The sequence below is a fragment of the Gemella sp. zg-570 genome, assembly GCF_018866345.1.
GTDB lineage: Bacteria > Bacillota > Bacilli > Staphylococcales > Gemellaceae > Gemelliphila.
In genome coordinates this window covers 849,946-873,258 of record NZ_CP076443.1, presented here as the reverse complement: position 1 = coordinate 873,258, position 23,313 = coordinate 849,946, and the positions used below count along the sequence as shown (strand labels likewise).

At 25.4% G+C, this 23,313-nt stretch carries 25 protein-coding genes and 2 tRNA genes; 26 read left to right on the top strand and 1 reads right to left on the bottom strand.

The window, feature by feature from the left end:
* Positions 1 to 27 precede the first annotated feature (27 nt).
* From KMP11_RS04475 to KMP11_RS04430, 10 genes are all read left to right on the top strand, one after another.
* Complete coding sequence (locus tag KMP11_RS04475) at positions 28 to 1,017, top strand: lipoate--protein ligase (RefSeq protein ID WP_215755943.1); 990 nt, start codon at positions 28 to 30, stop codon at positions 1,015 to 1,017.
* A gap of 46 nt (positions 1,018 to 1,063) precedes the next feature.
* Positions 1,064 to 1,864, top strand: a complete 801-nt coding sequence (gene srtB / locus KMP11_RS04470) for a class B sortase, LPKTxAVK-specific (RefSeq protein ID WP_216279556.1) — start codon at positions 1,064 to 1,066, stop codon at positions 1,862 to 1,864.
* A 114-nt stretch (positions 1,865 to 1,978) separates the two neighbouring features.
* Positions 1,979 to 2,052 (top strand) — tRNA-Gly (locus tag KMP11_RS04465).
* Between the two features lie 108 nt (positions 2,053 to 2,160).
* Positions 2,161 to 2,234: transfer RNA gene (locus KMP11_RS04460), tRNA-Asn, on the top strand.
* A 111-nt stretch (positions 2,235 to 2,345) separates the two neighbouring features.
* Positions 2,346 to 2,684: an Asp23/Gls24 family envelope stress response protein gene (locus tag KMP11_RS04455; protein ID WP_215755945.1), complete on the top strand. Its 339-nt coding sequence runs from the start codon at positions 2,346 to 2,348 to the stop codon at positions 2,682 to 2,684.
* 9 nt (positions 2,685 to 2,693) lie between these two features.
* Positions 2,694 to 3,089, top strand: a complete 396-nt coding sequence (nusB, locus tag KMP11_RS04450) for a transcription antitermination factor NusB (protein ID WP_215755946.1) — start codon at positions 2,694 to 2,696, stop codon at positions 3,087 to 3,089.
* A 1-nt stretch (position 3,090) separates the two neighbouring features.
* A complete protein-coding gene (gene xseA / locus KMP11_RS04445; protein ID WP_216279555.1) occupies positions 3,091 to 4,341 on the top strand; it encodes an exodeoxyribonuclease VII large subunit in 1,251 nt (416 codons plus the stop codon).
* A gap of 14 nt (positions 4,342 to 4,355) precedes the next feature.
* Positions 4,356 to 4,556: an exodeoxyribonuclease VII small subunit gene (gene xseB, locus KMP11_RS04440; RefSeq protein ID WP_215755948.1), complete on the top strand. Its 201-nt coding sequence runs from the start codon at positions 4,356 to 4,358 to the stop codon at positions 4,554 to 4,556.
* On the top strand, positions 4,546 to 5,412 hold the full coding sequence (locus KMP11_RS04435; RefSeq protein WP_216279554.1) for a polyprenyl synthetase family protein: 867 nt from the start codon (positions 4,546 to 4,548) through the stop codon (positions 5,410 to 5,412). The genes xseB and KMP11_RS04435 overlap by 11 nt, the downstream gene beginning before the upstream one ends.
* Positions 5,413 to 5,433: 21 nt before the next feature.
* Positions 5,434 to 5,637, top strand: coding sequence for a hypothetical protein (locus tag KMP11_RS04430; protein WP_215755950.1), 204 nt, complete (start codon positions 5,434 to 5,436; stop codon positions 5,635 to 5,637).
* Between the two features lie 135 nt (positions 5,638 to 5,772).
* On the opposite strand, the gene KMP11_RS04425 is transcribed toward KMP11_RS04430, so the two are convergent.
* A complete protein-coding gene (locus KMP11_RS04425) occupies positions 5,773 to 7,014 on the bottom strand; it encodes an aminotransferase class I/II-fold pyridoxal phosphate-dependent enzyme (RefSeq protein WP_215755951.1) in 1,242 nt (413 codons plus the stop codon).
* Between the two features lie 279 nt (positions 7,015 to 7,293).
* On the opposite strand from KMP11_RS04425, the gene KMP11_RS04420 reads away from it, so the two are divergent.
* From KMP11_RS04420 to priA, 16 genes are all read left to right on the top strand, one after another.
* Positions 7,294 to 7,674: a PTS sugar transporter subunit IIA gene (locus KMP11_RS04420; RefSeq protein WP_215755952.1), complete on the top strand. Its 381-nt coding sequence runs from the start codon at positions 7,294 to 7,296 to the stop codon at positions 7,672 to 7,674.
* A gap of 40 nt (positions 7,675 to 7,714) precedes the next feature.
* Positions 7,715 to 9,154: a rhomboid family intramembrane serine protease gene (locus tag KMP11_RS04415; RefSeq protein WP_216279553.1), complete on the top strand. Its 1,440-nt coding sequence runs from the start codon at positions 7,715 to 7,717 to the stop codon at positions 9,152 to 9,154.
* Between the two features lie 5 nt (positions 9,155 to 9,159).
* Positions 9,160 to 9,351 (top strand): YqgQ family protein, encoded by a 192-nt coding sequence (locus tag KMP11_RS04410; protein ID WP_215755954.1) that lies wholly within the window; start codon positions 9,160 to 9,162, stop codon positions 9,349 to 9,351.
* Between the two features lie 18 nt (positions 9,352 to 9,369).
* The gene (locus KMP11_RS04405) at positions 9,370 to 9,648 is read left to right on the top strand and encodes a DUF1507 family protein (RefSeq protein WP_215755955.1); all 279 of its coding nucleotides are present in this window, start codon (positions 9,370 to 9,372) and stop codon (positions 9,646 to 9,648) included.
* A 6-nt stretch (positions 9,649 to 9,654) separates the two neighbouring features.
* Positions 9,655 to 10,857 carry an FtsW/RodA/SpoVE family cell cycle protein gene (locus tag KMP11_RS04400; protein ID WP_216279552.1) on the top strand — a complete coding sequence of 401 codons (1,203 nt, stop codon included), beginning with the start codon at positions 9,655 to 9,657 and terminating at the stop codon, positions 10,855 to 10,857.
* A 42-nt stretch (positions 10,858 to 10,899) separates the two neighbouring features.
* The gene (gene queA / locus KMP11_RS04395; protein WP_216279551.1) at positions 10,900 to 11,925 is read left to right on the top strand and encodes a tRNA preQ1(34) S-adenosylmethionine ribosyltransferase-isomerase QueA; all 1,026 of its coding nucleotides are present in this window, start codon (positions 10,900 to 10,902) and stop codon (positions 11,923 to 11,925) included.
* 14 nt (positions 11,926 to 11,939) lie between these two features.
* Entirely contained in the window at positions 11,940 to 13,094 is a 1,155-nt protein-coding gene (tgt, locus tag KMP11_RS04390; RefSeq protein ID WP_216279550.1) for a tRNA guanosine(34) transglycosylase Tgt, read from the top strand.
* Between the two features lie 65 nt (positions 13,095 to 13,159).
* Complete coding sequence (yajC, locus tag KMP11_RS04385; RefSeq protein ID WP_216279549.1) at positions 13,160 to 13,417, top strand: preprotein translocase subunit YajC; 258 nt, start codon at positions 13,160 to 13,162, stop codon at positions 13,415 to 13,417.
* A 113-nt stretch (positions 13,418 to 13,530) separates the two neighbouring features.
* Positions 13,531 to 14,295, top strand: coding sequence for an undecaprenyl pyrophosphate synthase (locus KMP11_RS04380; RefSeq protein ID WP_216279548.1), 765 nt, complete (start codon positions 13,531 to 13,533; stop codon positions 14,293 to 14,295).
* Positions 14,285 to 15,061 carry a phosphatidate cytidylyltransferase gene (locus KMP11_RS04375; RefSeq protein WP_215755961.1) on the top strand — a complete coding sequence of 259 codons (777 nt, stop codon included), beginning with the start codon at positions 14,285 to 14,287 and terminating at the stop codon, positions 15,059 to 15,061. The genes KMP11_RS04380 and KMP11_RS04375 overlap by 11 nt, the downstream gene beginning before the upstream one ends.
* Before the next feature lie 20 nt (positions 15,062 to 15,081).
* Complete coding sequence (gene rseP, locus KMP11_RS04370; RefSeq protein ID WP_216279547.1) at positions 15,082 to 16,380, top strand: RIP metalloprotease RseP; 1,299 nt, start codon at positions 15,082 to 15,084, stop codon at positions 16,378 to 16,380.
* 102 nt (positions 16,381 to 16,482) lie between these two features.
* Positions 16,483 to 18,438: a fructose-1,6-bisphosphatase gene (locus tag KMP11_RS04365; RefSeq protein ID WP_305798413.1), complete on the top strand. Its 1,956-nt coding sequence runs from the start codon at positions 16,483 to 16,485 to the stop codon at positions 18,436 to 18,438.
* 39 nt (positions 18,439 to 18,477) lie between these two features.
* Positions 18,478 to 19,224 (top strand): RsmE family RNA methyltransferase, encoded by a 747-nt coding sequence (locus tag KMP11_RS04360; RefSeq protein WP_215755963.1) that lies wholly within the window; start codon positions 18,478 to 18,480, stop codon positions 19,222 to 19,224.
* Between the two features lie 16 nt (positions 19,225 to 19,240).
* Positions 19,241 to 19,546: a DivIVA domain-containing protein gene (locus tag KMP11_RS04355; protein ID WP_215755964.1), complete on the top strand. Its 306-nt coding sequence runs from the start codon at positions 19,241 to 19,243 to the stop codon at positions 19,544 to 19,546.
* Between the two features lie 14 nt (positions 19,547 to 19,560).
* Positions 19,561 to 20,730, top strand: coding sequence for a bifunctional phosphopantothenoylcysteine decarboxylase/phosphopantothenate--cysteine ligase CoaBC (gene coaBC / locus KMP11_RS04350; RefSeq protein ID WP_215755965.1), 1,170 nt, complete (start codon positions 19,561 to 19,563; stop codon positions 20,728 to 20,730).
* A gap of 18 nt (positions 20,731 to 20,748) precedes the next feature.
* Positions 20,749 to 23,106 carry a replication restart helicase PriA gene (gene priA, locus KMP11_RS04345; protein WP_216279546.1) on the top strand — a complete coding sequence of 786 codons (2,358 nt, stop codon included), beginning with the start codon at positions 20,749 to 20,751 and terminating at the stop codon, positions 23,104 to 23,106.
* Positions 23,107 to 23,313: the final 207 nt, after the last annotated feature.

Below are 23,313 nucleotides of genomic sequence, written 5' to 3'. Positions count from 1 at the left end.
TATTATTAATAAATGAGGAAACTTAATATGATATATATAGATACAAAAAGTAATGACCCTAAGTTTAACACAGCAGTAGAATTTTACGCTTTTAATGAGTTGGCTAAAAAAGATGATGTTTTCATTCTTTGGATTAATAAACCTTGTATAGTTGTAGGTAAAAATCAAAACACTACGGAAGAAATTAATCAAAAATATTGTGATGAAAAAGGAATTGAAATAGTAAGACGAGTTAGCGGTGGTGGAGCAGTCTACCACGATTTGAATAACTTGAATTATACTATAATTTCAAATGGTAGAAGTGGAGAAGCATTTGATTTCAAAAGTTTTTCTCAACCTGTAATTGATGCCTTGGCAACTCTAGGTGTTTCTGCAAGTTTTACGGGTAGAAATGATTTGGAAATAGATGGAAGAAAATTCTGTGGTAATGCCCAATATGTTAGAAATGGAAGAATAATGCATCACGGTTGTTTGATGTTTGATGTAGATACAAGTGTTTTATCAGAAGCTTTAAAAGTTTCAAAAGATAAAATAGAATCAAAAGGAATTAAATCTGTTAGTTCAAGGGTTACTAACATTAAAGAATATGTTCCTAATGAAGAAATGACTGTTCAAGATTTTAAAGAATCACTTAGACTTCACATGGAAGAAAAATTTGGCATGACAAGCTATGTTTTATCAGAAGAAGAATTAACAGAAATTAAAAAAATTCAAACAGAAAAAAATGATTCTTGGGATTGGGTATACGGAAAAAATCCAGAATTTAATATTAAGAGAAATAGAAGATTATCAACTGGAAAAATAGAAGCAAATATTCAAGTGGATAATGGTCATATAACTAATGTTAAATTCTTTGGAGATTTCTTTGGAGTTATGGATGTAGAGGATATATCTAAAAAATTAGAAGGTGTGAGATATAGTAAAAAAGATATTTCAGAAGTGTTGGAAAAAGAAGACATAAACTCATATTTCCTAGGTGCAAAATTAGAAGAAGTTGTAGATATAATAGTAGATTAACAAATATCTCAATAAGGTATAAATTATGAAATTGGAGGTGATGTAATTGAAATTAAATATTAATTTTAAAAAAATATTTTTACTATGTTTATTAATATTAGGCTTAGTCATAACGGGATGTAGTAAAAAAGAAAATATTAAAGAAAATATTTCTAATAAAGTTGAAGCCGCAGAAAGTTCATATAAAGTAAGTGAAGAAGAAAAAACTTATCTAAAAGAAAGATTTGATAACTTATTAAGTATCAATAAAGAAACGATAGGATATATATATGCTCCAAATACTAATTTAGATGAACCCATAGTTCAAACTAATGATAATTATACATATTTAGTTAAAACTTTTGAAGGAAATGATGTCCCACTTTTAGGTGCTGTTTTTATGGATATGGATAATAATAAAAATTTTTCAGATAAATTAACATGGTTATTTGCTCACGCCAGAGGAAGTCAAGCACCAGATAAAAGAATGTTTAATGATGTTAATTATTACGACAAACAAGATTTTTTTGATGAACATCCTTATTTAGTAATAGAAACTCCTCAAAGAAAATATTATTATGAAGTAGCATTCTTAATAATAGTACCAGAAACTACGGCTTTTTATAGAACTACTTTTGAAAGTGATGCAGATTTTGCAAATCAATTAACAGCAGTTAGCAAAGATGCCACTACAAAAAATCCTAATATAAAAATTGATTCTAAAGATAGGTATTTAGTATTATCTACTTGTCGTGAAGAAGATGAAACAATAAGATCTAATTTATACCTGCGTCAAATTCCAGATGATGAATTGCCAAATTTTTTAGAAAAAAATGCAGAGAAATTATCTTATGTTAAAACTAGATAAATAATTAAAAAATCGACGAGAAGTATCTTGTCGATTTTTATAAATTTTTAAAAATAGTATTGACAATAAAATTAAATTTTATTATAATAAAAAAATAAAATGAATAAATGATATGCGGGTGTAGTTTAGTGGTAAAACCTCAGTCTTCCAAACTGATGTTGTGAGTTCGATTCTCATCACCCGCTCCATTTTTTTATTTAGGAGGAATATTTAAGTCTGCCTGGAGGTATTCATCTTGAAAACCAATAGGAGTATAAAAGATCGCAGGGAGCAAATTTCCCTTACTCCTACATTTATCCACAGTAGCTCAGTTGGTAGTAGCATCTGACTGTTAATCAGAGGGTCGCAGGTTCGAGTCCTGCCTGTGGAGTATTAAGGTTGATACATTTCTTGTATCAACTTTTTTTATTCTATAAATTTGCTAAGTAAATATTTTTATAGTATAATTGAACATATTATATTTAATATAGGAGATATATTGATGATGCAGAATAAATTGGGAAATATAGAAATAAAACCACAGGCTTTAGCTGTAATAGTAAGCATATCGACATCTGAAGTTGAAGGAGTTTCTAAACTTGTGGGTAATTTTAAAAATAATACTTTAGAAAAAATGGGCAAAAAAGAATATTCAAAAGGTGTAAAACTTTCTTTTGATGATAAGGAACTTAATGTAGAAATTTCTTGCAAATTAAAATCTGGTTATCCTGTTTCTCAGGTAGCAGGAAAAATACAATATAATGTTAGAAATACTTTATTTAATATGACAGAAATTAAGGCTAAAAATGTTAATGTAAATATTGTTGGTATAGACTACTAGGAGAATAATATGAAAACTAGGCATAAATTACGTGAGATTGTATTTAAAATATTATTTCAGTTAGATAATACATATTTAAATATTGATGAAATTTTATATTTTGAAACTGAAGATATAAAAAATAATTCTTATATAATAACTACATTAGCAGAAATAATAAATAAAAAAGAAAGTATTGATAAAATTATTTCTGAAAATTTAAAAGGTTGGACTATTAAAAGATTGTCCAAGATGGATAGACAAATATTGAGAATAGCTATTTACGAAATACTTTATAGTGATATACCTTACAAGGTATCAATTAATGAAGCAGTTGAACTTTCAAAAAAATATAGTGAAAGTGATGATAGTTATAAATTTGTTAATGGTGTTTTAAAAGGCTTTGTAGAGAAAGAAGAACAATAAAATGTCAGAAAGAGTATATTTAACAGTAACTGCCCTTAATAAATACTTGGAAAGAAAATTTGTTCATGACCCCTACTTAAAGGAAATATATTTAAAAGGAGAAGTGTCTAATTGTAAATTACATACAAATGGGACACTTTATTTTTCTATAAAGGATTCTAATACTAGAATAAACGCCTTAAAGTTTAATTCTACGAATGTAGATATAAAAGATGGAGATAATGTATTAATAAAGGCAGAACTTAATTTTTATTTTCCCTATGGCAATCATAGATTAATAGTTTATGAAATTAAAAAAGAAAGTATTGGTGATTTATTTCAAAAATATATTGAATTAAAAGATAAGTTACAAGGTGAAGGAATATTTTCACAAGAACACAAAAAGTTGATAAAAAAATTTAATAAAAATATAGCCGTAATTACAGCAAGTAGTGGGGCAGCTATACAGGATATTAAAAGAACTATCACTAGAAGATATCCATTAGCTGAAATAAATATTTATTCATCTTTGGTTCAAGGAGAAAATGCTACTGACGATATTATAAAAAATTTAAAATTGGCAGATGAGCAAGATAATGATGTTATTATCTTAGCTCGTGGGGGAGGAAGTATCGAAGATTTGTGGAGTTTTAATAGTGAACTTTTAGTAAGAGAAATATTTAATTGTAAAACTCCTATTATAACTGGAATAGGTCATGAAACAGATACTACTTTAGCAGATTTTGTAGCTGATGTTAGAGCCTCTACACCGACAGCGGCAGCCGAAATAGTAACATCAGTTACAATCGAAGATTTAAAAAATCATTTGCTAGATACTGAAAATTTAATATCAAAACTTATTGTTGAAAAAATAAATTTCAAAAAAAATATGTTATCTTCTTTGGCTAATACTTATCAAATAAGAAATTTTGAAAAAAATTATCATTATTTTTATTCTGAATTAGAAAATTATAGTGATAAGTTAAATATCTTGATTAAAAATACAATAAATATTAAAAAAGATAATCTTATTAAAAATAAAGAACTTTTAAAAAGGTTAGATATTATAGAAAAGTATAAGAGTAATTACTATTCTTTAGTTGATAGTTTAGAAAATAATTCTCCTATAAATATATTAAAAAAAGGATACGCCATAGTTAAGGATAAAGAGGGTAGAAAAATATCTTCTGTTGCAGATTTGTCAGTAAATGATGAAATAAAAATTTCTGTTAAGGACGGGGATATATTAGCAAGAGTAGATAAATTATTATAAGAGAGAAGTTATGTATGGAAAAAAAGAACTTTGAAGAACAATTATTAGATTTGGAAAATATAGTAAGAAAATTAGAAAGTAATGAATTAACATTAGATGATGCCTTAGAGCAATACAAAGCCGGAATAGATATTATAAAATCTTGTAACAATATAATTAAAAAAGCTGAAAAAAAAGTTTTAAGTTTAAAAAAGGAATTGGATAATGAAGAGTAAAGTTGATATTTTTTTCTTAGATAATAAAAAATTAATAAATGATTTTGCTAAAAAAAATATTTCTGAATTAAATACATCAGAATATTTGAAACAATCAATAGAATATTCTTTGGTTAATGAGGGTAAAAAAATACGTCCCCTTATATTTTTATTGTTACTAGATTATTACGGTATTGATTACAAAAAATATTTGGATGTGGCACTGGCTATTGAACTTATTCATACATATTCTTTACTACATGATGATTTACCATCTATGGATAATGATGATTATAGATGGGGTAAATTAACAAATCATAAAGTTTTTGGAGAAGATATGGCTGTACTCACAGGAGACGCCATGCAAACTTGGGCTTATGAGTTAATCGCAGATAATAAATTTTTAGATAATGATGTAAAAATAGAATTAATAAGACTGCTTTCTAATTTTTCTGGGATTAAAGGCATGATAGCTGGTCAAGTATATGACGTTAGGCAAGAAAAATATAAAGTTAACGCTGAATATTTGAAAAATATGCACAGGTTAAAAACTGGTAAATTAATTATTTTACCACTCCTATTTTCAGCTTTAGTTTCTAATAACAAAAAAGATTTGAATTTATTAAAAGAATTTGGCAATGAATTAGGTATAGCATATCAAATAAAAGATGATATCCTAGATTATTACGGAGAATTTGAAAATATAGGGAAAATGTCAAGTGATGAAGATATGATAACATATTTAAATTTTTACGGTATAGAAAAATGTAAAAATTTACTTGAACAGCATACAGAAAAAGCCAAGAATACAGCTTATACATTAAATAATAATTTACTAATAGAATTAGCTGATTTACTTTTAAATAGAAAAAAATAATTTTTAGGGGAGGAAATTTATTTGTTTTACAAAAAGTATATTATAATAATTCCTAGTATAATTTATGTAATTTCAGCTTACTTGTATATAAATATTTGTAAAGTATTAGAGATAAATTATACAATAACACATATAGATATTTTTGCTATATCAGTTTTAATTTTAGTATTTAATTTTATTTTTATAGAAATAATGAAAAGAATTAATAAAAAAGGCAAAAATTAAAATTTTATATTTTAAGACTATTGAAATAAAATCAATAGTCTTTTTTTGATAATAAAAAACTATAAAAGGAAAAATTATCTTTTATAGTTTTATTTTTAATATTTATTATAAGTTTTGTAAATAGAATTTAAAAATTTATTTCCAAGATATTATACATTCTTTTATGCTTTTAATAATCATAGGAATATATTCTTCATCTAAGCAAGAGAATGCAATTCTTATGTGAGAATTATCAATTGAATACACACCAAATTTGTAGTCATTTAAAAGTTTAATTCTAAATTCATGAGCGTTTATATTTTCTGGTAACTTTATAGTGAAAAAATAACCTGAATTAAATGGCAAAATTTCTGTGTATTCTTCTAAATTTTCTAATTCTATTACTTCTTTTAATTTTTTATATCTATTTTCAATTATTTTGTCATTTTTTAATTTTTCATTTATGTATTTATCATCTTTTAACAAGATTTCTAAAGTTTTTTGAGCAATACTAGAAGCTGAAGATGTTGTACTTCTTAAAAAACCTTGTGATTTTTCAAGGATTTCGTTACGCAACTTATCATCACTAACATAATAGGTTAAAAATCCTAATCTAAAGCCCCAAGCATAAAATTCTTTAGTAATACCGTCTAATTTAGCGATTATGCAGTTATCATATTTAACTAATTCAGCAAATTCATTTAGTGTAGAATTTTTGTTATCTTCTTCGAAAAATAATCCAAAGTAGGCATCATCACATATTAAAATTAATTTTTTATTAGGGTTAGCACTTAAAAAATTTTTTAAAACTTCTTTTAGTTCTGAAAATTCTTTTTTTGAAGGTGTGTAGCCGGTTGGATTATTTGGAAAATTTAATATCATTGATATTTTATTTTCTTGTAAATTCTCCAATATGTTTTTTATTCCTGCTATGCTATAAAGTCCGTTTTCAAATTGTTGATATTTATAAATTTTATTTTTTAGTTTTACTGAAAATATTTGAGAATAATTTTGCCAGTATAAGTCTGGTAATACTAAAGCATCGTCTTTATCAGAAAATAAATTTGCAACAAGGTCTATACCTTGAGTAATCCCAGCTGTCGTTATGGGTTCAGAAAGAAATTCAGGAATAATTTTATTATTTTCTCTAATTATTTTTTCTTTCCATAATTTTCTAACTGTAGGATGACCTGAAGTAGGGGAGTAGGGTAAATATTCTTCATAGGATAAATTTTTTATTATCTCCCTCAATATAGGCAGGTACATTACTTTTTTATTTAATGTTGCCATGCCTATTGTAGAGTTTATAGCTCCCTTGACATTTTCAGTTTCTCTTGATTGAATAAGAACATCTTTAGGTAAAATAATATCCTTACCTGTTTTTGAAAAAAATGACATAATATTCTCCTTAAAATTTTATCTATATGCAATAATTATAATTATTTATTTAAAAAAAATCAAATTTAATATAGCGGTATTAGCTACTTAATTTTGTTGAGTTTTATACTTAGATATGTTAAAATTGTAGAGTAGGTTAAGTTTAAGGGTCATTTTAGTATGAATTTATTTTTGAAGTTATTTAAGAAAAAAATATATTTTCAGAATTAATGATAAATTCATTTGTCAAAGGTGAATTTGTAAAACTAGCAGATATTCCAGACCCAGTTTTTTCAAAAAATGCTAGGTCAAGGCTTTGCTATTCTTCCATCAAAAAATAAACTATGTTCGCCTGTTGCAGGAAAAATTATAAATATATTTCCAACAAAACACTCTATGATGATAAGAACAAATTCAGGTATAGAATTACTTATTTATATAGGCTTGGATACAATTTATTTGCAAGCTCAGGGATTTAAATTTCATGTAGATGTTGGCGATGATATAGAAAGTGGACAAGATTTAGTTACCTTTGATTTGAATTTAATAAAAGAAAAAGCAAAATCTACACTTATACCGTGTATAATAACTAACATGGAGTTAGTTTCAGACTTAATATTTCTAAAAAAAGATGGAAAGTTAGAATATAATGAGAAAATATTATTAGTTAAACTTAAATAGCAAGAGCTGTTTAAGTTTATTAATTGAGGATAACTTAATTATGGATGATAAAAAATTTTGGAAAATAGTTTATCTATATACAACAAAATATAATAATGAAGTTTTGTATTATCGAGAAGAAAAACAAGATATTTGGTTGATAAATCATGAAAATGAGATTACCAGATTAATTTATAATGACAAGCTAGACAATCCGACAGTAGATGCTAATGTTTATAATATTATAAAAAACGAAAAAAGATTAAAAAAACATTTTAAATTAAGTAGCTTAAAAATAAAGATATTACATTTTTCTAAAGAAGAGAATGATATTCAAGAATATAAAAAATATAAGGTTTCAGAAGAATTACTTGTAGAAAGAGTAGTTGTATCGGAGAAAAACATACATAATTTTATAAAAAAAGGTGATATAAAATTTGTTGATATATCTGTGGATAGCGATAGATACCAGAATAGGGTAGTTGACAGATACAAGTATAAAGATAAAAAACTAAAATCTACAAATATTTACTTTAATTTAATAGCAATATTTTTTGTTTTATTATTTTTATTAAATTATATTTTGCTTTATTATAGCAAGGGAGGTATATATAAATATTTTGAGTATAATTATCAAAATATTATAAGTGGTCAATTTTATAGGTTATATACGGACATATTTATTTTTCAAAATTCACTTCATTTAATTTTTATAGTTGGATTTATCGTACTGTGTTCAGTTTTATTAAATGAAGAATTAAGTTTAAAAAATTCAATAATAATTTTGTTGGCTGTTTCTTTATTTTGTAATTTATTTTTAATTCTTAACCAAATACAATATACCAACACAATAAATTTATCATTTTTTGGTTTGTTAGGTGCTATGTTTATTTTTGAACTTAATAAAAGAAATGATAATCTTAAATTTATTTATACAGCTGTAATGCCTATTATATATTTAATTTTACTCAATTTAATTTCAGATTTTAAAATATCAATAGGTATGTATATGTTTGCCTTTATTTTAGGAATATTTGTTCAGATAGCACTATTAAAAGGAACAAACAGTAAATTTGCTATATTTTTAATTTCATTAGTTGTGGTTTTAGGAATATTTATTAATATTTTTGGTATAGATATGAAAAGTTCAATTAATAATTACAGATTAAATTCAGTAAATGAAAGATTACTTAAGGTAAATAGATATACTTCAACAGAAAAATTAGAATTAGAAATAAATTCTAATAATAAATCAATACTATCATACTATGAATTAGGTATGATGAAAATAACAACATCAACAGTACAAGAAGCTAAGAAAGTGTTTTTAGATGGAATTAATTTTGATGATAAATTCGCACCAATCTATTATCAATTAGCCTTAATAGAATACAAGGAAAGCAATTATAGTAAAAGTTTAGAATATATAGAGAAAGCTATTAAATTAGATAAGAATATTAAATATTTAAACTTTAGAGAAGAAATAAATAGTAAGGGGTAGATTTCATGAAGGATTTTTTCGATATACAGCAATTACTAAAATCTTTTGATATAATTATTTATATGAAAAATAGACTGCACTTGCTTCAATTAACAAAATTTGAGATAATGGAGTTATATAGACTAGGTTTAATTACTCAAGATACTTATCTAAGAGCAGTAACTATTATAAAAAAAGAGCAAAGACTTTTACAATAAATTGTTAGGAGAATGAATATGGACAATATTTTGAAAATAAAAGTAATTAATAAAATCAGACAAGATATAAAAAAGGTAGAAGAACTTATTGAAGCTCAGCTATCTGTAAAAAAATATAGAGAGTGTCCTCTTTATCAAGATGTAATAGACACTCAAATTTATGGAATTTCAAAAGAGTTAGAACTTGCAGTTGAGATAGGATTTGTTACAAAAAGTTATAGCAAAGAAGTTTTAGAAGATTTAGAGAATAAACTTAATAATCTATATCTTAATATTGAGAAAAGAAAAATTAATTAAACGTATATGAATATAAAAAAAATATTAAAACGTGTAGCAAAAGAAAAACGCTATAAGAAATTGGATATATTTGTAACTTTATCTCTAATAATTTTATTTGTTTTTAGCTGTATAATGGTTTATAGTGCTAGTATGATAGGCAATAAGTACGGAATGTTCACTGGTAATGTTCCAGTTGCTGCAAATTATTTTCTAATAAAACAGCTAATTTGGGCAACTATCTCTTTATGTGCTTATCTTGTCTTTGCAACTATAATTCCATATGAAATTTTTAAAAATAAAAATATTTATACGTCTGGATTTTTATTTATTGTAATACTTTTAATAATTCCACTATTTCAAGCATCAGTAAACGGGGCTCACTCTTGGATAAATTTAGCTGGCTTTACATTTCAGCCATCTACAATAGCTCAAATTTTTATAATTGCTTATATGGCTTTGATATTAGAATCGAGGAAGAGAACTCTTTTAAGACCCACTCCACTTAAAGAATTAATCAGCATGTTTGGAGTTCCTTTAGCTGTATTAGTTTTTATTTTTTTACAAAATGATACTGGAACAATGTTAATAACCGTTTTTGTTTTAGTTGTCATGGTTTTATGTGCTAATATAAGTTTTAGAAATATTTATACTCTTATAAAAATTTCAATTTTAGGTGCTTCTGGAGGATTATTTATCTTACTAATAACAGTTATTTTTTATAGTGGTAGTTCATACAGAGTAAATAGGATAAAAACATTTTTAGACCCTTTTTCTGGGAAAAGTAGTTCAGATAGTCAAGTTGTTAATTCTTTAATCTCATTTGGTAATGGGGGACTATTTGGAAGAGGCTTAGGAAATTCTATACAGAAATTAGGATATTTACCAGAAGCACACACAGATTTTATATTAGCAATAACTGCTGAAGAGTTGGGCTACTTTGGAGTATTATTTTTAGTTTTACTCTTGTCTATAATAATATTAAAAATTATATATACTGGATTAAAAGCGGGAAGAACTTTTGAATCTCTTTTTGCTCTTGGTTTTGCGGCATTATTATTTATTCAAACTATAATAAATATGGGAGGAGTTTCCGCTTCTCTTCCATTAACCGGAGTTCCTATTCCTTATTTTAGCTTTGGAGGTAGCTCTATGTTTATTCTTAGTATTACCTTAGGAATAATAATGAATTTGCTTTCGCATATAAAATATGTAAGAGGTAGCAATTAAGCTGCCTTTTTATAATGAAAATGATTATATTAGGAGAATACAATGAAATTAGAAGATTTTAATTTTTATTTACCAGAAAATCTAATTGCACAAGTCCCACTTAAAAAACGCGATGATAGTAAATTATTGGTTATTAATAAACAAGATAATTCTTATAGTCATAAAAATTTTTTTGATATTGTTAATTATTTCGATAGTGGAGATACTCTAGTCTTAAATAATACTAGGGTTATGCCTGCAAGATTATTTGGTGAAAAGATAGATACTAAGGCTAGTATAGAAGTTTTATTATTAAAAAATAAAGTAGATACAAAATGGGAATGTTTGGTAAAACCAGCAAAAAGAGTAAAAGTTGATACTATTTTAGATTTTGGTGGTATAATGCAGGCTGAGTGTATAGCTGTAAAAGATGACGGTTTTAGAGAATTAAAGTTTATTTTTAAGGGGATATTTCAAGAAAGACTTGATGAGTTAGGTCTTATGCCTCTGCCCCCATATATAAAAGAAAGATTAGAAGATAAAGAAAGATATCAAACTGTATATTCTAAAGAAATAGGTTCTTCTGCAGCTCCAACAGCTGGTTTACATTTTACAAAAGAATTGTTAGAAGATATTAAGAAAAAAGGTGTAAATATTTGTTATTTGACACTACATGTGGGTTTGGGAACATTTAGACCAGTAGCAGTTGAAGATATAAAAACTCATAAAATGCATACAGAATATTATGAAATTAATCAAGAAACAGCAGATATTATAAATAAAACTAAAAGTAAGGGGAAAAGAGTAATTTCTGTTGGTACAACAACTACAAGAACATTAGAAACTATAGCTAGAGATAATAAAGGAAAAATAATTGAAACATCAGGTTGGACTGATATATTCATATATCCTGGTTTCAAATTTCAATGTATTGACGGACTTATAACAAATTTTCATTTACCAAAATCATCATTACTGATGTTAGTAAGTGCTTTTTATAATAGAGAAAGTATGTTAAAATTATATGATATTGCAGTGAAAAATAAATACAGGTTCTTTAGTTTTGGAGATGTCATGTATATATATTAATTTTGGAGGAATAAATGAAAAACGTAAGAAATAATGCAGTATGGTATGAACATATTAAAACTTGTAAGCAATCAGGTGCAAGATTAGGTATAGTTCACACACCTCATGGAAGTTTTGAAACTCCTGTTTTTATGCCAGTAGGCACACAAGCAACAGTAAAAACTATGTCTCCAGAAGAAGTCAAAAATATGGGAGCTAACATAATATTATCTAATACTTATCATTTATGGTTAAGACCAGGAGAAAAGATAATAGAAAAAGCTGGTGGTTTACACAAATTTATGAATTATGATGGTAGTATTCTAACTGATTCTGGCGGATTTCAAGTATTTTCCTTGAGTGATTTTAGAAAAATAGAAGAAGAAGGAGTACATTTTAAAAATCACCTATCAGGAGAAAAATTATTTTTATCACCAGAAAAAGCAGTTAGTATACAAACTTCATTAGGTAGTGATATTATGATGGCTTTTGATGAATGCCCAGACTTTAATCACGATTATAAATATATTAGACAATCTGTCGAAAGAACATCAAGATGGGCAGAAAGATGTTTAAAAGCTCACACTAATTATAAAAATCAAAGTTTATTCGGTATAGTTCAAGGAGCAGGTTTTAAAGAATTGCGAGAACAAAGCGCCAAAGATTTAGTTAGCATGGATTTTCCAGGTTATGCAATAGGAGGTTTATCTGTTGGAGAACCTAAAGAAGTTATGTACCGAGTTTTAGAAGAAACAATGCCACTATTACCAACTAATAAACCTAGATATTTAATGGGAGTTGGTTCTCCTGATGCCCTTTTTGAAGGAGTAATAAGGGGTCTTGATATGTTTGATTGTGTCCTACCTACTAGAATAGCAAGAAATGGAACTTGTATGACGAGTAAAGGAAGAATTGTTATAAAAAATGCAAAATTTGCTGAAGATTTTACTCCTCTAGACCAAAATTGTACTTGTTATTGCTGTAAAAATTATACTAAGTCTTATTTAAGGCACTTGTTTAAAGCTGATGAAATTTTTGGGGCTAGATTGGCAACAACACACAATATTCACTTTTTACTTAATATGATGAAAAATATTAGACAAGCAATAATGGAAGATAGACTACTAGATTATAAAGAAGAATTTTTTGAAGAATACGGATTAAATGTTGAAAATCCTAAAAATTTTTAAAAAATAGTTTATTTTTTTATTAGTGTATAGTAAAATAGATATTATAAAATTTATAGGAGAAAATTATGCAGAATTTATATAGTATTTTAATGTTTGTGGTGATTTTTGCTTTTATGTATTTTTTAATAATACGCCCACAAAACAAACGTAATAGAGAATTAAAATTATTACAGGATTCATTAAAACCTGGAGACAATGTTGTTACATTTGCAGGAATTTATGGAGAAATAGTAGAAATAGGAACTGCTACTGTGGTTTTGCGTATTGCACCAAAAACAGAAATTAAATTAGAAAGAGCAGCAATTAAAGGATTAGCAGCTTAAAATAAAAACAGCAAAAATTTGCTGTTTTTATTTTTTATTTGTATAATAATTGTTGACTATAAATATTTATGTTATAATTATTTGAATTACTTTATAAAAAGCTAGGAGTATTTATGTTTAAGTTTTTTATTAAAAAAAATAAAAAAGAAAAACTAGAAGACAAAATTATAAAAAAAATTCCTAAACACGTCGCAATAATTATGGACGGTAACGGAAGATGGGCTAAAAAAAGAAATTTGCCGAGAATAAAAGGTCATTATGAAGGAATGCAGACTGTAAAAAAAATTACAAAATACGCATCAAATTTGGGAATAGAATATTTAACTCTTTATGCTTTTTCAACAGAAAATTGGTCTAGACCCAAACATGAGGTTAATTATTTAATGGGTTTGCCAGAAAAAATGTTTTCTAGTTTCATGCCTGAACTCATGGAAAATAATGTGCAAGTTAGAGTTATAGGTAATGTAGCAGACTTGCCTAACAGTACTAAAAATGCAATTAATAAGGCGATAGAAGAAACAAAAAGCAATACTGGTTTAAAATTAATTTTTGCACTTAATTATGGCTCTAAATTAGAAATATTAAATGCAGTAAAAGACATAGTTAATGATTATAAAAATGATGTTATAGGCTTAGACAAAATAAGTGAAGAAATTTTTTCTAATTATTTGAGCACAAAAGATTTTCCTAATCCAGATTTATTGATAAGAACATCAGGTGAACAAAGAATTTCTAATTTTTTATTATGGCAGATAGCTTACAGTGAATTTATCTTTACTAAAGTTGCTTGGCCAGATTTTACAGAAGAAGAATTTTATAAATCTTTACAAGAATATCAAGCTAGAGATAGAAGATTTGGAGGTTTAAATGAAGACTAGAATACAGACAGCTGTTGTAGCATTAATACTTTTTGTGCCATTTTTAGTATTAGGAGGAAATTATTTTTTATTTGCTTCTTTAGTTCTTAGTTTTTTATCAGTTTATGAAATAGTAAAAATTACTTTTGGTAAAATAAATATTGGTGTTTTTATTTTATCGTCATTATTCGTATTAGGATTTTTTTTCAAAAAATATTTTAGTAATGAAATTTTAACTTTAAGTTTATTAATAATTATTTTTTTATTATTTTTAAATATAATTATAAGTAATCATAAAATTAAATTAGTTGATATTGCTAATGTATTTTTCTTATCGTTTTACATAACATTAGGATTTTATTCTTTAAATGCAATTAGAGAGATAAGTTTATCACTATTATTTTATTTATTGCTAACTATTTGGGTAACTGATAGCGGGGCTTATTTTGGAGGTATGAGATTTGGGAAAAGAAAGTTATCTTCAAATATCAGTCCTAATAAATCAATAGAAGGTTCAATAATAGGAAGTTTGTTATCTATTATTGTGGCTATTATATTTTATTTAACAACTGATATATTCAGTAATATTTTAATAGCAATATCTGTTACTATTATTATTAGCCTAATAGGACAAATTGGAGATTTGGTAGAATCAGCCTATAAGCGTGAATATAATGTTAAAGATAGTAGCAATATATTGCCTGGTCATGGAGGGATATTTGATAGATTTGATTCTTTAATATTATCAGCTCCATTCTTATTAATTCTTTTGGAATTAATAAAATAAATTTAGAAAAGAGGAATTAAATGCAAGGAATAATTGTTTTTTTATTAGTATTTTTTGTTGTAGTAACAGTTCATGAGTTAGGACACTTTATTGTTGCTAAAAAATCAGGTATATTGTGCCAAGAGTTTGCAATAGGTTTTGGTCCTAAAATATTTCATAAAAAAATCGGAGAAACAAATTTTACAGTTAGATTATTGCCGATAGGTGGCTATGTAAAAATGCCTGACAATGTTTTTGATTTTAATAATGAAGTTTCTCCTTATGATATAAAAAAGGGAATGCAAGTTTTTTTAAAATTAGATTCTGAAGATAAAGTTGAAAAAATAATTTTAGATAAAAGTAATGATGTTGGTTTATTCCCTATCGAAGTAAATGAATATGATTTAACAGATAATTTATTTATAGAAGGTTTTGTAAACAGTGGACAAGATTTAGAAAAATTTTCAGTCAGAAAAGATGCTTGTGTTGTATTTAGTGGTATGGAAGAACAAATAGCTCCCATAGAAAGAATGTTTTCTTCACATTCTTGGCAAAAAAAATTTCTAACTCTATTTGCTGGTCCCTTGATGAACTTTATATTGGCGGCAATTATTTTTGTTGGTATATCTATTAGTAATGGTGTTCCTATAAATAAAGCAATTATAGGTAAGGTAGTTGAAAATACTCCAGCTTATTCAGCAGGCTTCCAAGCTGATGATGTAATAAAAGAAATTAATGGTGTTCCTATAAATACTTGGCTTGAAATTGGGGAAAATATTGTTAAATATGAGGGTAAAGAAATCACTACTTTGGTAGATAGAAAAGGAACAGAAAAAATAATCAAAGTTACGCCAAAGACAGAAATTGTCAAAGATAAAAATGGTAATGAAACTAAAAAATATTCTATTGGTATAGAAGTAAAATACGACCATAATATACTTAATTCTATCAAAGATGGACTTAGTAAAACCTTATATTACGGTACTCTTATATTTACTGGTATAGTAAGACTTTTTGTTTCTGTTTTTAGTGGTGGTTTTAATTTAGACCAATTAGGTGGACCGGTGGCCATATATGAAATGACAACTGAAGCAGCTAAAAATGGATTTATCACAACTTTAAGATGGGTAGGATTACTTAGTGTAAATCTAGGTTTGATGAATCTTATTCCAATACCTGTCTTAGATGGAGGCAGAATAATTTTTGTACTTTATGAAGCTGCTTTCGGCAAACCAATAAGTAAAAAAGCTCAATATTATGCTACTGCTATTTTTAGTGTGTTATTAATAATATTAATGCTTGCAGTTACATGGAATGATATATCAAGATTATTTAATTAAAAAATATAGTATAGAGATGATTTTATATCATCTCTATTTTATTTGAAAATGAAATTGCTAGATGTTAAAATATAATAAATATTTTGTTAAAGGGAGAATAATATGAATATTTCAAAAGAACATTTAGAATTATTATCAAAAAATTTTAAAAGTATTGATGAAGTAACTAGGGAGATTATTAATTTAGAAGCTATTTTATCTCTTCCAAAAGGGACAGAACATTTTATAAGCGACATACATGGGGAGTATGCAGCTTTTGACCATATTTTAAGAAATGGTTCTGGAGTGATAAAGGAAAAATTAAAAGAAATTTTTGAAAATAATTTGACTGCTAATGATATTAATTTATTAGCTACAATAATTTATTATCCAGAAGATAAATTATTATTGTTAAAAAAAGAATATGGTAATAAAGATTATAAAAACTTAAAAAAAGATTTAATACTTAATCTTTTAGAAGTTGTGAAAGTTGCCGCAAGAAAATATACTCGTTCTAAGGTAAGAAAAATTTTACCTGAAGGATTTAGTTACATAATAGAAGAATTAATTTATAAAATGGAATTTAATTCTGATAAACAAAAGTATTACGATAAAATAATAGAAACAATTTTTGAATTAGATATTTCGGAAACATTTATTATAAAATTATCTTACTCTATACAGAGATTAATAGTTAATCACTTGCATATAGTGGGAGATATTTATGATAGGGGACCTTATCCTGACAAAATAATGGATAGACTGATTGATTATCATTCTGTTGATATTCAGTGGGGAAATCACGATATGCTATGGATAGGAGCAAGTTGTGGTGATTTAGTTTGCATAGCAAATGTTTTACGAATATGTGCTAGATATGATAATTTAGATATAATAGAAGATAGATATGGTATTTCTTTAAGAAATTTGCTAAACGTTGCTGAGTTATATTATTCTGATGATGAGTGTATAGAATTTTTACCAAAACTAACAAAATATGACAAATACAGCAAAAGAGAAGTTCTACAAATAGCTAAAATGCACAAGGCTATTGCTATAATCCAATTTAAGTTGGAAAAATATTTCATTGATAAATATCCAGAATTTAATTTAAGCAGTAGGTTATTACTAGATAAAATAGATTACAAAACTGGTAATATTCAAATTGGAGAAAATAATTTCAAATTAAGTAGTTGTAATTTTCCAACGGTTGATATAGAAAATCCTTATAAACTTAATAAAGATGAAGAAATTTTAATAGAAAAATTAAGAGAATCTTTTGTATCTAGTGAAAAATTAAGAAAACATATTGATTTTATGATTAATAGCGGGGCTATGTACAAGTGCCATAATGGAAATTTATTATTGCATGGCTGTATGCCGGTTGATGAAAATGGGGATTTCAAAGGAGTGAACTATAAAAATAAACTTTACAAGGGTAAAGAGATGTTAGATTTTTTTGATAGTAAGGTTAGAAAAGTATATTATAGCAAAGAGCAAAAAGGGCATGGTATATTTTTGTATCTATGGCAGGGAGAAAATTCTCCATTATTCGGTAAAAAAGATATGACTACATTTGAAAGATATTTTATTGATGATAAAGAATCTCATATAGAACTTAAAAATCCGTATTATAAATTACGAGATAGGGAAGAATTTTCTAAAAAATTATTGAAAGAATTTGGACTTAATGAGGATGGTCATATTATCAATGGTCATACACCAGTAAAGGCAACTAAGGGAGAAGACCCGATAAAAGCTAATGGAAGAACTATTGTAATTGATGGAGGTATGTCTAAGGCATATAATAAAACAACAGGTCATGGTGGATATACATTGACATATAATTCTTATGGACTTCAAATAATGAAACACGATATTTTTACAAGTAGGGACGAAGCAATAAAATTAGAAACTGATATTGTTTCTACTAGACGAGTTGTTGATAAAAATTTAAATAGAAAAATGATAAAGGATACGGATACTGGTTTAGAGTTACAAAATCAGATAAAAGTTCTAAAAATTTTATTAGAAAATTACAAATCTGGAGAAATCAGAGAAAAGAATAATATAATGTAATATATGGTATAATATAGATATACTTATTTGAGGTGTTTTATGCAACAATATTTTTTAGATGAAAAATTTGAAGAAAAAGAATTTACTTTAAATGAAGATGATAGCTTTCACATATTAAGAGTTATGAGAAAAAAAGTTGGTGCTTCAATTTATATAGTATTTTCTGATAAAAAAAAGTATGTATGTAGTATAGTTGATATTAACAATAAATGTGTTAATATATTACCAATATCAGCAGTAGCAGATAAAACAGAATTACCTACTAAAACAAAAATAGCAATACCACCACTTAAGAGTGATAAAATAGAATATCTGATACAAAAATCTACTGAATTAGGAGTTAGAGAAATAATTATTTTTAATTCTGAAAGAAATATTGCTAAAATAAAATCAGATAAATTAAATTTAAAACTTAAACGTTGGGAAAAAATTGCTAAAGAAGCCTCGGAACAATCTAAAAGAAGCCTTATACCAAGTATTAAATATGTAGATTCAATAAGAAATTTAATAAACGAAAATGAAGATATTGATTATAAGGTTATAGCTTATGAAAATGAATCGCAGAATGAAAATAATAATAATTTATCAAAACTATTAAATTCTGATTTATTTGAAAAAAGTGTAATAGCTGTTTTTGGAAGTGAGGGTGGTTTTTCAGAAAAAGAAGTTTTAGAATTTAACAATTGTGGTTATAGTAGTATTGGTTTGGGTAGAAGAATACTAAGGGCTGAAACAGCACCACTTTATTTTTTAAGTTGTGTTGCTTATTTTTCAGAAATAAATTAATAAGGAGATTGTTATTATGAATTTAACGGCTATAGAAATATACGAAAAAGAATTTAAAAAAAGTAAAGATAAGGGATATGATATTGAAGATATAAATAACTATTTAGACCTTATTATAGAAGATTATATGTTTATGGAAAAAACTCTTATAAAATTAAAAGAGTTAGAAATAGAAAATCAAAATCTTAAAATAAAAATAAGTGCATTAAAAACAACAAGTAAGGAAGTTGATAAATCTGTATCAACACCATCTAGTAATATAGATATATTAAAAAGAATATCTAGGTTAGAACAAGCAGTATTTGGAAAAAATAATGAATAAATAGGTGGAATTTTATGAATATATTACATATAGTTTCTGGAGGAATTGCAGCTTATAAATCACTAGATTTAGTTAGTAAATTAACTAAGAGTGGTCATAATGTAAAAATTGTAATGACAGAAAATGCTGCTAAGTTTGTAACAGAATTGTCATTTCAAACAATATCAAAAAATTTTGTTTATACTGATACATTCATAGAAAAAAACGAAAAAGAAATACAGCATATAGACTTAAATAAATGGGCAGATAAAATAATAATTGCTCCTGCTACTGCTAATATTATTGCCAAAATAGCTAGCGGAATAGCTGATGATTTAGCTAGCACTTTAATTTTAGCAGTAAATGATTTTTCTAAAATATATATAGCACCAGCTATGAATACAAATATGTATAATAACCCAATAACTCAAGGAAATATTTTTAAATTACAGCAATTAGGATTTAATTTTATAGAACCTGCTTCGGGGATTTTAGCATGTGGCGATGAGGGCAAAGGCAAGTTATCAGATACGGATACAATAATTAATTCTGTTTTAGTGGAAAAGAAATTTAGTAATAAAACTATATTAGTTACTGCTGGAGCAACCAAAGAATATATAGACCCTGTAAGATTTATTTCCAACCCCTCTAGTGGTAAAATGGGTATTGCAATAGCAGAGGAATTTGCTAATCAAGGAGCAAAAGTCTATTTGATAACTGCAACTGATTATAGCCCTATAAACTCAAATATTGAAGTCATAAGTATAGTTACTGCTTATGATATGTTTGAAGAAATAAAAAAATATTATGAAGAGTGTGATATTGTAGTAAAAGCAGCTGCTGTATCTGATTATACTCCAGTAATAAAGTATGATAGAAAAGTAAAAAAACAACTTGGTAATATCGAAATAGAATTAGAAAGAACAGATGATATATTATATTATCTAGGTCAAAATAAAAAAGATAATCAAATATTAGTAGGCTTTGCGGCGGAAACGGATAATGTAATTGATTATGCTAAAGAAAAAATTAAAAAGAAAAACTTAGATTTTATTGTTGCTAATGATGTTTCTAAAAAAGATATAGGTTTTGCATCAGACAATAATGAAGTTGCTATAATAGATAAATATGATAATATCTACAAGATAAATAAAACAAGTAAAACAAATATTGCGAAATCATTAATATCAAAATTAATAGATTAATTAGAGAAAGGTACTTTTATGTTTGTTCAAGTAATAGTTGATGTGAAAAACAGTAGAATTGATAAAAAATTTTATTATAAAATTCCTCAAAAATATATCAACAAAAATTTACTTGGATATAGGGTAGAAGTACCTTTTGGTAGTAGAATTATTCAGGGATATATTGTTGAACAAAAAGAAAACCCTAATTTTGATGTAGCTAAAATAAAAGAAATTAAAAAAATAAAAGATGATTATCCAGTATTAAATAATGAATTAATACTCTTATCTTCTGTTTTGGCTGATGAACTATATTGTACTCAGATACAAGTTATAGAAGCTATGTTACCAACAATATTAAAAAATAAGTATAAAGAATATTATAAATTAGCAGCTGATGATTTAACACTTTTTCAATATAAAAAATATTTTTCTAATGAAGGAATTTTAGAAAAAAATAAATTAGAAAGATTATTAGATTCAGAAGAGTTATCATATTTGATTTCTAATAAAATAATAAAATTAATTAGTATCGTAGAAGAACAATTAAAATCTAATAACGAAAAATATATTACTTTAAATAATTTTGGTAATAATATAAAACTTACTGCTAAACAAAAAATATTAATAGACTATTTAGAAAAAAATATTGATATAAAAAAATCATTGATAAAAGATAAGCTCCAAATAGGAGAAAGTGTTATAAAAAATTTATTAGAAAAAGATATAATCAAATATATTTATAAAGAAAATATATTTGAAGCTAATGAATACACTTATAATAATAAGAATATTTTAAATGAAGAACAAACTAGAGTTTATGATACTGTAAGACAAAGTCTTATTAATCAAAAATTTGCAGATTATTTGCTACATGGAGTTACTGGCTCGGGAAAAACAGAAGTCTATATAAATTTAGTTAAAGATTGTATAAATTTAGATAAACAAGCTATTATTTTAGTTCCTGAAATTATACTAACACCTCAAATTGAAGAAAAATTTAAAAAAGTTTTTGGCGATAATATTTCTGTTTTGCATTCCAGATTAAATAAAAAAGAAAAATATGAGGAATGGAAAAAAATAAAAGAACAGAAAGTTAATATATGTTTAGGAACAAGGTCAGCAATATTTGCTCCTTTTGAAAATATAGGATTGATAATAATAGATGAAGAACATGAAAATTCTTATAAACAACAAGAATCTCCTAGGTATGATGCAAAAGATATAGCTAAAAAAAGAGCTGTTTTTAACAAAGCAACACTACTTTATGCGAGTGCAACTCCGTCAGTTGATTTATACTATGAATTTAAAAATTTCAAAAAAAATAGATTGTTGAAATTATCTAAAAGATTTAATAATCAATTTCCTATAATAGATATTATTTCTTTAGAAAATAAGGAAAATGTTATTGATGAAAAATTACTTGGTATGATTGAAGAAACTATCTCTAAAAATGAGCAAGTTCTTTTACTTATTAATAAGAGGGGATACACTAATTTCATACGTTGTTTTACTTGTGGTCATATCTATAAATGTGAAAAGTGTGATATAAGTTTAAATTATCATAAAAATGATAAAAGTTTACAGTGCCATTTTTGTGGTTATAGAAAAAAAATATTTTCTATAAAAAAATGTTGCGAAAATCCAGAATTAGTATCAGGTGTATTTGGCATTCAAAAGGTTGAAGAATATATTAAAAGTAAATTACCAGAAGCGAAAATAATAAGAATGGATTCTGATACAACTTCACGAAAAGGTATGTATGAAAAATTATTAACAGATTTTAAAAATAAGAAAGCTGATATATTGTTAGGAACGCAAATGATTTCTAAGGGGCTTGATTTTCCAGATATTACTCTTGTAGGTATATTATCTGTCGATAGTATGTTAGCAATTCCTAGCTTTAAGTCAAATGAAAAATTATTTCAACTCTTGGTTCAAACTTCTGGTAGAGCTGGACGTAAGGATAAGCAAGGTAGAGTAATATTACAATCTAATGTTGATAGTAATATTGTAACTTATGCCGTAAATGCAGACTATGAAAAATTTTATGAATACGAAATAAACAGAAGGAAAATTATAGAATATCCACCTTTTTGTAAAATATCTTTTATTATGATAAAGGGTAGTGATGAAGAAAAAACAAAGCTAGCAGCTATAACAATTTATAATTTTTTACATAAGAATTATTATAAAGAAAAAATATTAGGACCTAATAAAAGTAATTTTTATAAAATAAATAATGAATATAGATTTAATATAGCTGTGCGTTTTGAAGAAAAAGACTACAATAAATTACATAAATTATTAAAATATATAAATAACTATTTCCAACAAGTTTATATAAAAGATAAAATATCAATAGTGATAGATAATTCAGTTCAAGATTATATTTAAGTAATTAAAATTTTAAAAATGATATAATTAATAATAAAAATAATTTTTTAAATTTTTAAGTTTACTATTAATAATTTAAAATATAGTTATTAAATAAAATTAATTTAATATACTAAAAAAATTTAATTCTTTTAATTAAAATGTATAAATTAAAAAAATTTACGAAAATAGATATTTTTATCTTGATTTTTTTGGAATAATTATTTA

Excerpts from the sequence above, each read along its gene's own strand:
- yajC (WP_216279549.1), top strand. The coding sequence starts at position 13,160 with ATGCAGAATTTATATAGTATTTTAATGTTTGTGGTGATTTTTGCTTTT.
- nusB (WP_215755946.1), top strand. The coding sequence starts at position 2,694 with ATGAAAACTAGGCATAAATTACGTGAGATTGTATTTAAAATATTATTT.
- KMP11_RS04425 (WP_215755951.1), bottom strand. The coding sequence starts at position 7,014 with ATGTCATTTTTTTCAAAAACAGGTAAGGATATTATTTTACCTAAAGAT.
- KMP11_RS04380 (WP_216279548.1), top strand. The coding sequence starts at position 13,531 with ATGTTTAAGTTTTTTATTAAAAAAAATAAAAAAGAAAAACTAGAAGAC.
- xseB (WP_215755948.1), top strand. The coding sequence starts at position 4,356 with ATGGAAAAAAAGAACTTTGAAGAACAATTATTAGATTTGGAAAATATA.
- KMP11_RS04400 (WP_216279552.1), top strand. The coding sequence starts at position 9,655 with ATGAATATAAAAAAAATATTAAAACGTGTAGCAAAAGAAAAACGCTAT.
- KMP11_RS04405 (WP_215755955.1), top strand. The coding sequence starts at position 9,370 with ATGGACAATATTTTGAAAATAAAAGTAATTAATAAAATCAGACAAGAT.
- KMP11_RS04410 (WP_215755954.1), top strand. The coding sequence starts at position 9,160 with ATGAAGGATTTTTTCGATATACAGCAATTACTAAAATCTTTTGATATA.
- KMP11_RS04415 (WP_216279553.1), top strand. The coding sequence starts at position 7,715 with ATGGATGATAAAAAATTTTGGAAAATAGTTTATCTATATACAACAAAA.
- rseP (WP_216279547.1), top strand. The coding sequence starts at position 15,082 with ATGCAAGGAATAATTGTTTTTTTATTAGTATTTTTTGTTGTAGTAACA.
- xseA (WP_216279555.1), top strand. The coding sequence starts at position 3,091 with ATGTCAGAAAGAGTATATTTAACAGTAACTGCCCTTAATAAATACTTG.
- KMP11_RS04475 (WP_215755943.1), top strand. The coding sequence starts at position 28 with ATGATATATATAGATACAAAAAGTAATGACCCTAAGTTTAACACAGCA.
- KMP11_RS04420 (WP_215755952.1), top strand. The coding sequence starts at position 7,294 with ATGCTAGGTCAAGGCTTTGCTATTCTTCCATCAAAAAATAAACTATGT.
- queA (WP_216279551.1), top strand. The coding sequence starts at position 10,900 with ATGAAATTAGAAGATTTTAATTTTTATTTACCAGAAAATCTAATTGCA.
- KMP11_RS04435 (WP_216279554.1), top strand. The coding sequence starts at position 4,546 with ATGAAGAGTAAAGTTGATATTTTTTTCTTAGATAATAAAAAATTAATA.
- KMP11_RS04360 (WP_215755963.1), top strand. The coding sequence starts at position 18,478 with ATGCAACAATATTTTTTAGATGAAAAATTTGAAGAAAAAGAATTTACT.
- KMP11_RS04375 (WP_215755961.1), top strand. The coding sequence starts at position 14,285 with ATGAAGACTAGAATACAGACAGCTGTTGTAGCATTAATACTTTTTGTG.
- KMP11_RS04455 (WP_215755945.1), top strand. The coding sequence starts at position 2,346 with ATGATGCAGAATAAATTGGGAAATATAGAAATAAAACCACAGGCTTTA.
- priA (WP_216279546.1), top strand. The coding sequence starts at position 20,749 with ATGTTTGTTCAAGTAATAGTTGATGTGAAAAACAGTAGAATTGATAAA.
- KMP11_RS04355 (WP_215755964.1), top strand. The coding sequence starts at position 19,241 with ATGAATTTAACGGCTATAGAAATATACGAAAAAGAATTTAAAAAAAGT.
- KMP11_RS04365 (WP_305798413.1), top strand. The coding sequence starts at position 16,483 with ATGAATATTTCAAAAGAACATTTAGAATTATTATCAAAAAATTTTAAA.
- tgt (WP_216279550.1), top strand. The coding sequence starts at position 11,940 with ATGAAAAACGTAAGAAATAATGCAGTATGGTATGAACATATTAAAACT.
- coaBC (WP_215755965.1), top strand. The coding sequence starts at position 19,561 with ATGAATATATTACATATAGTTTCTGGAGGAATTGCAGCTTATAAATCA.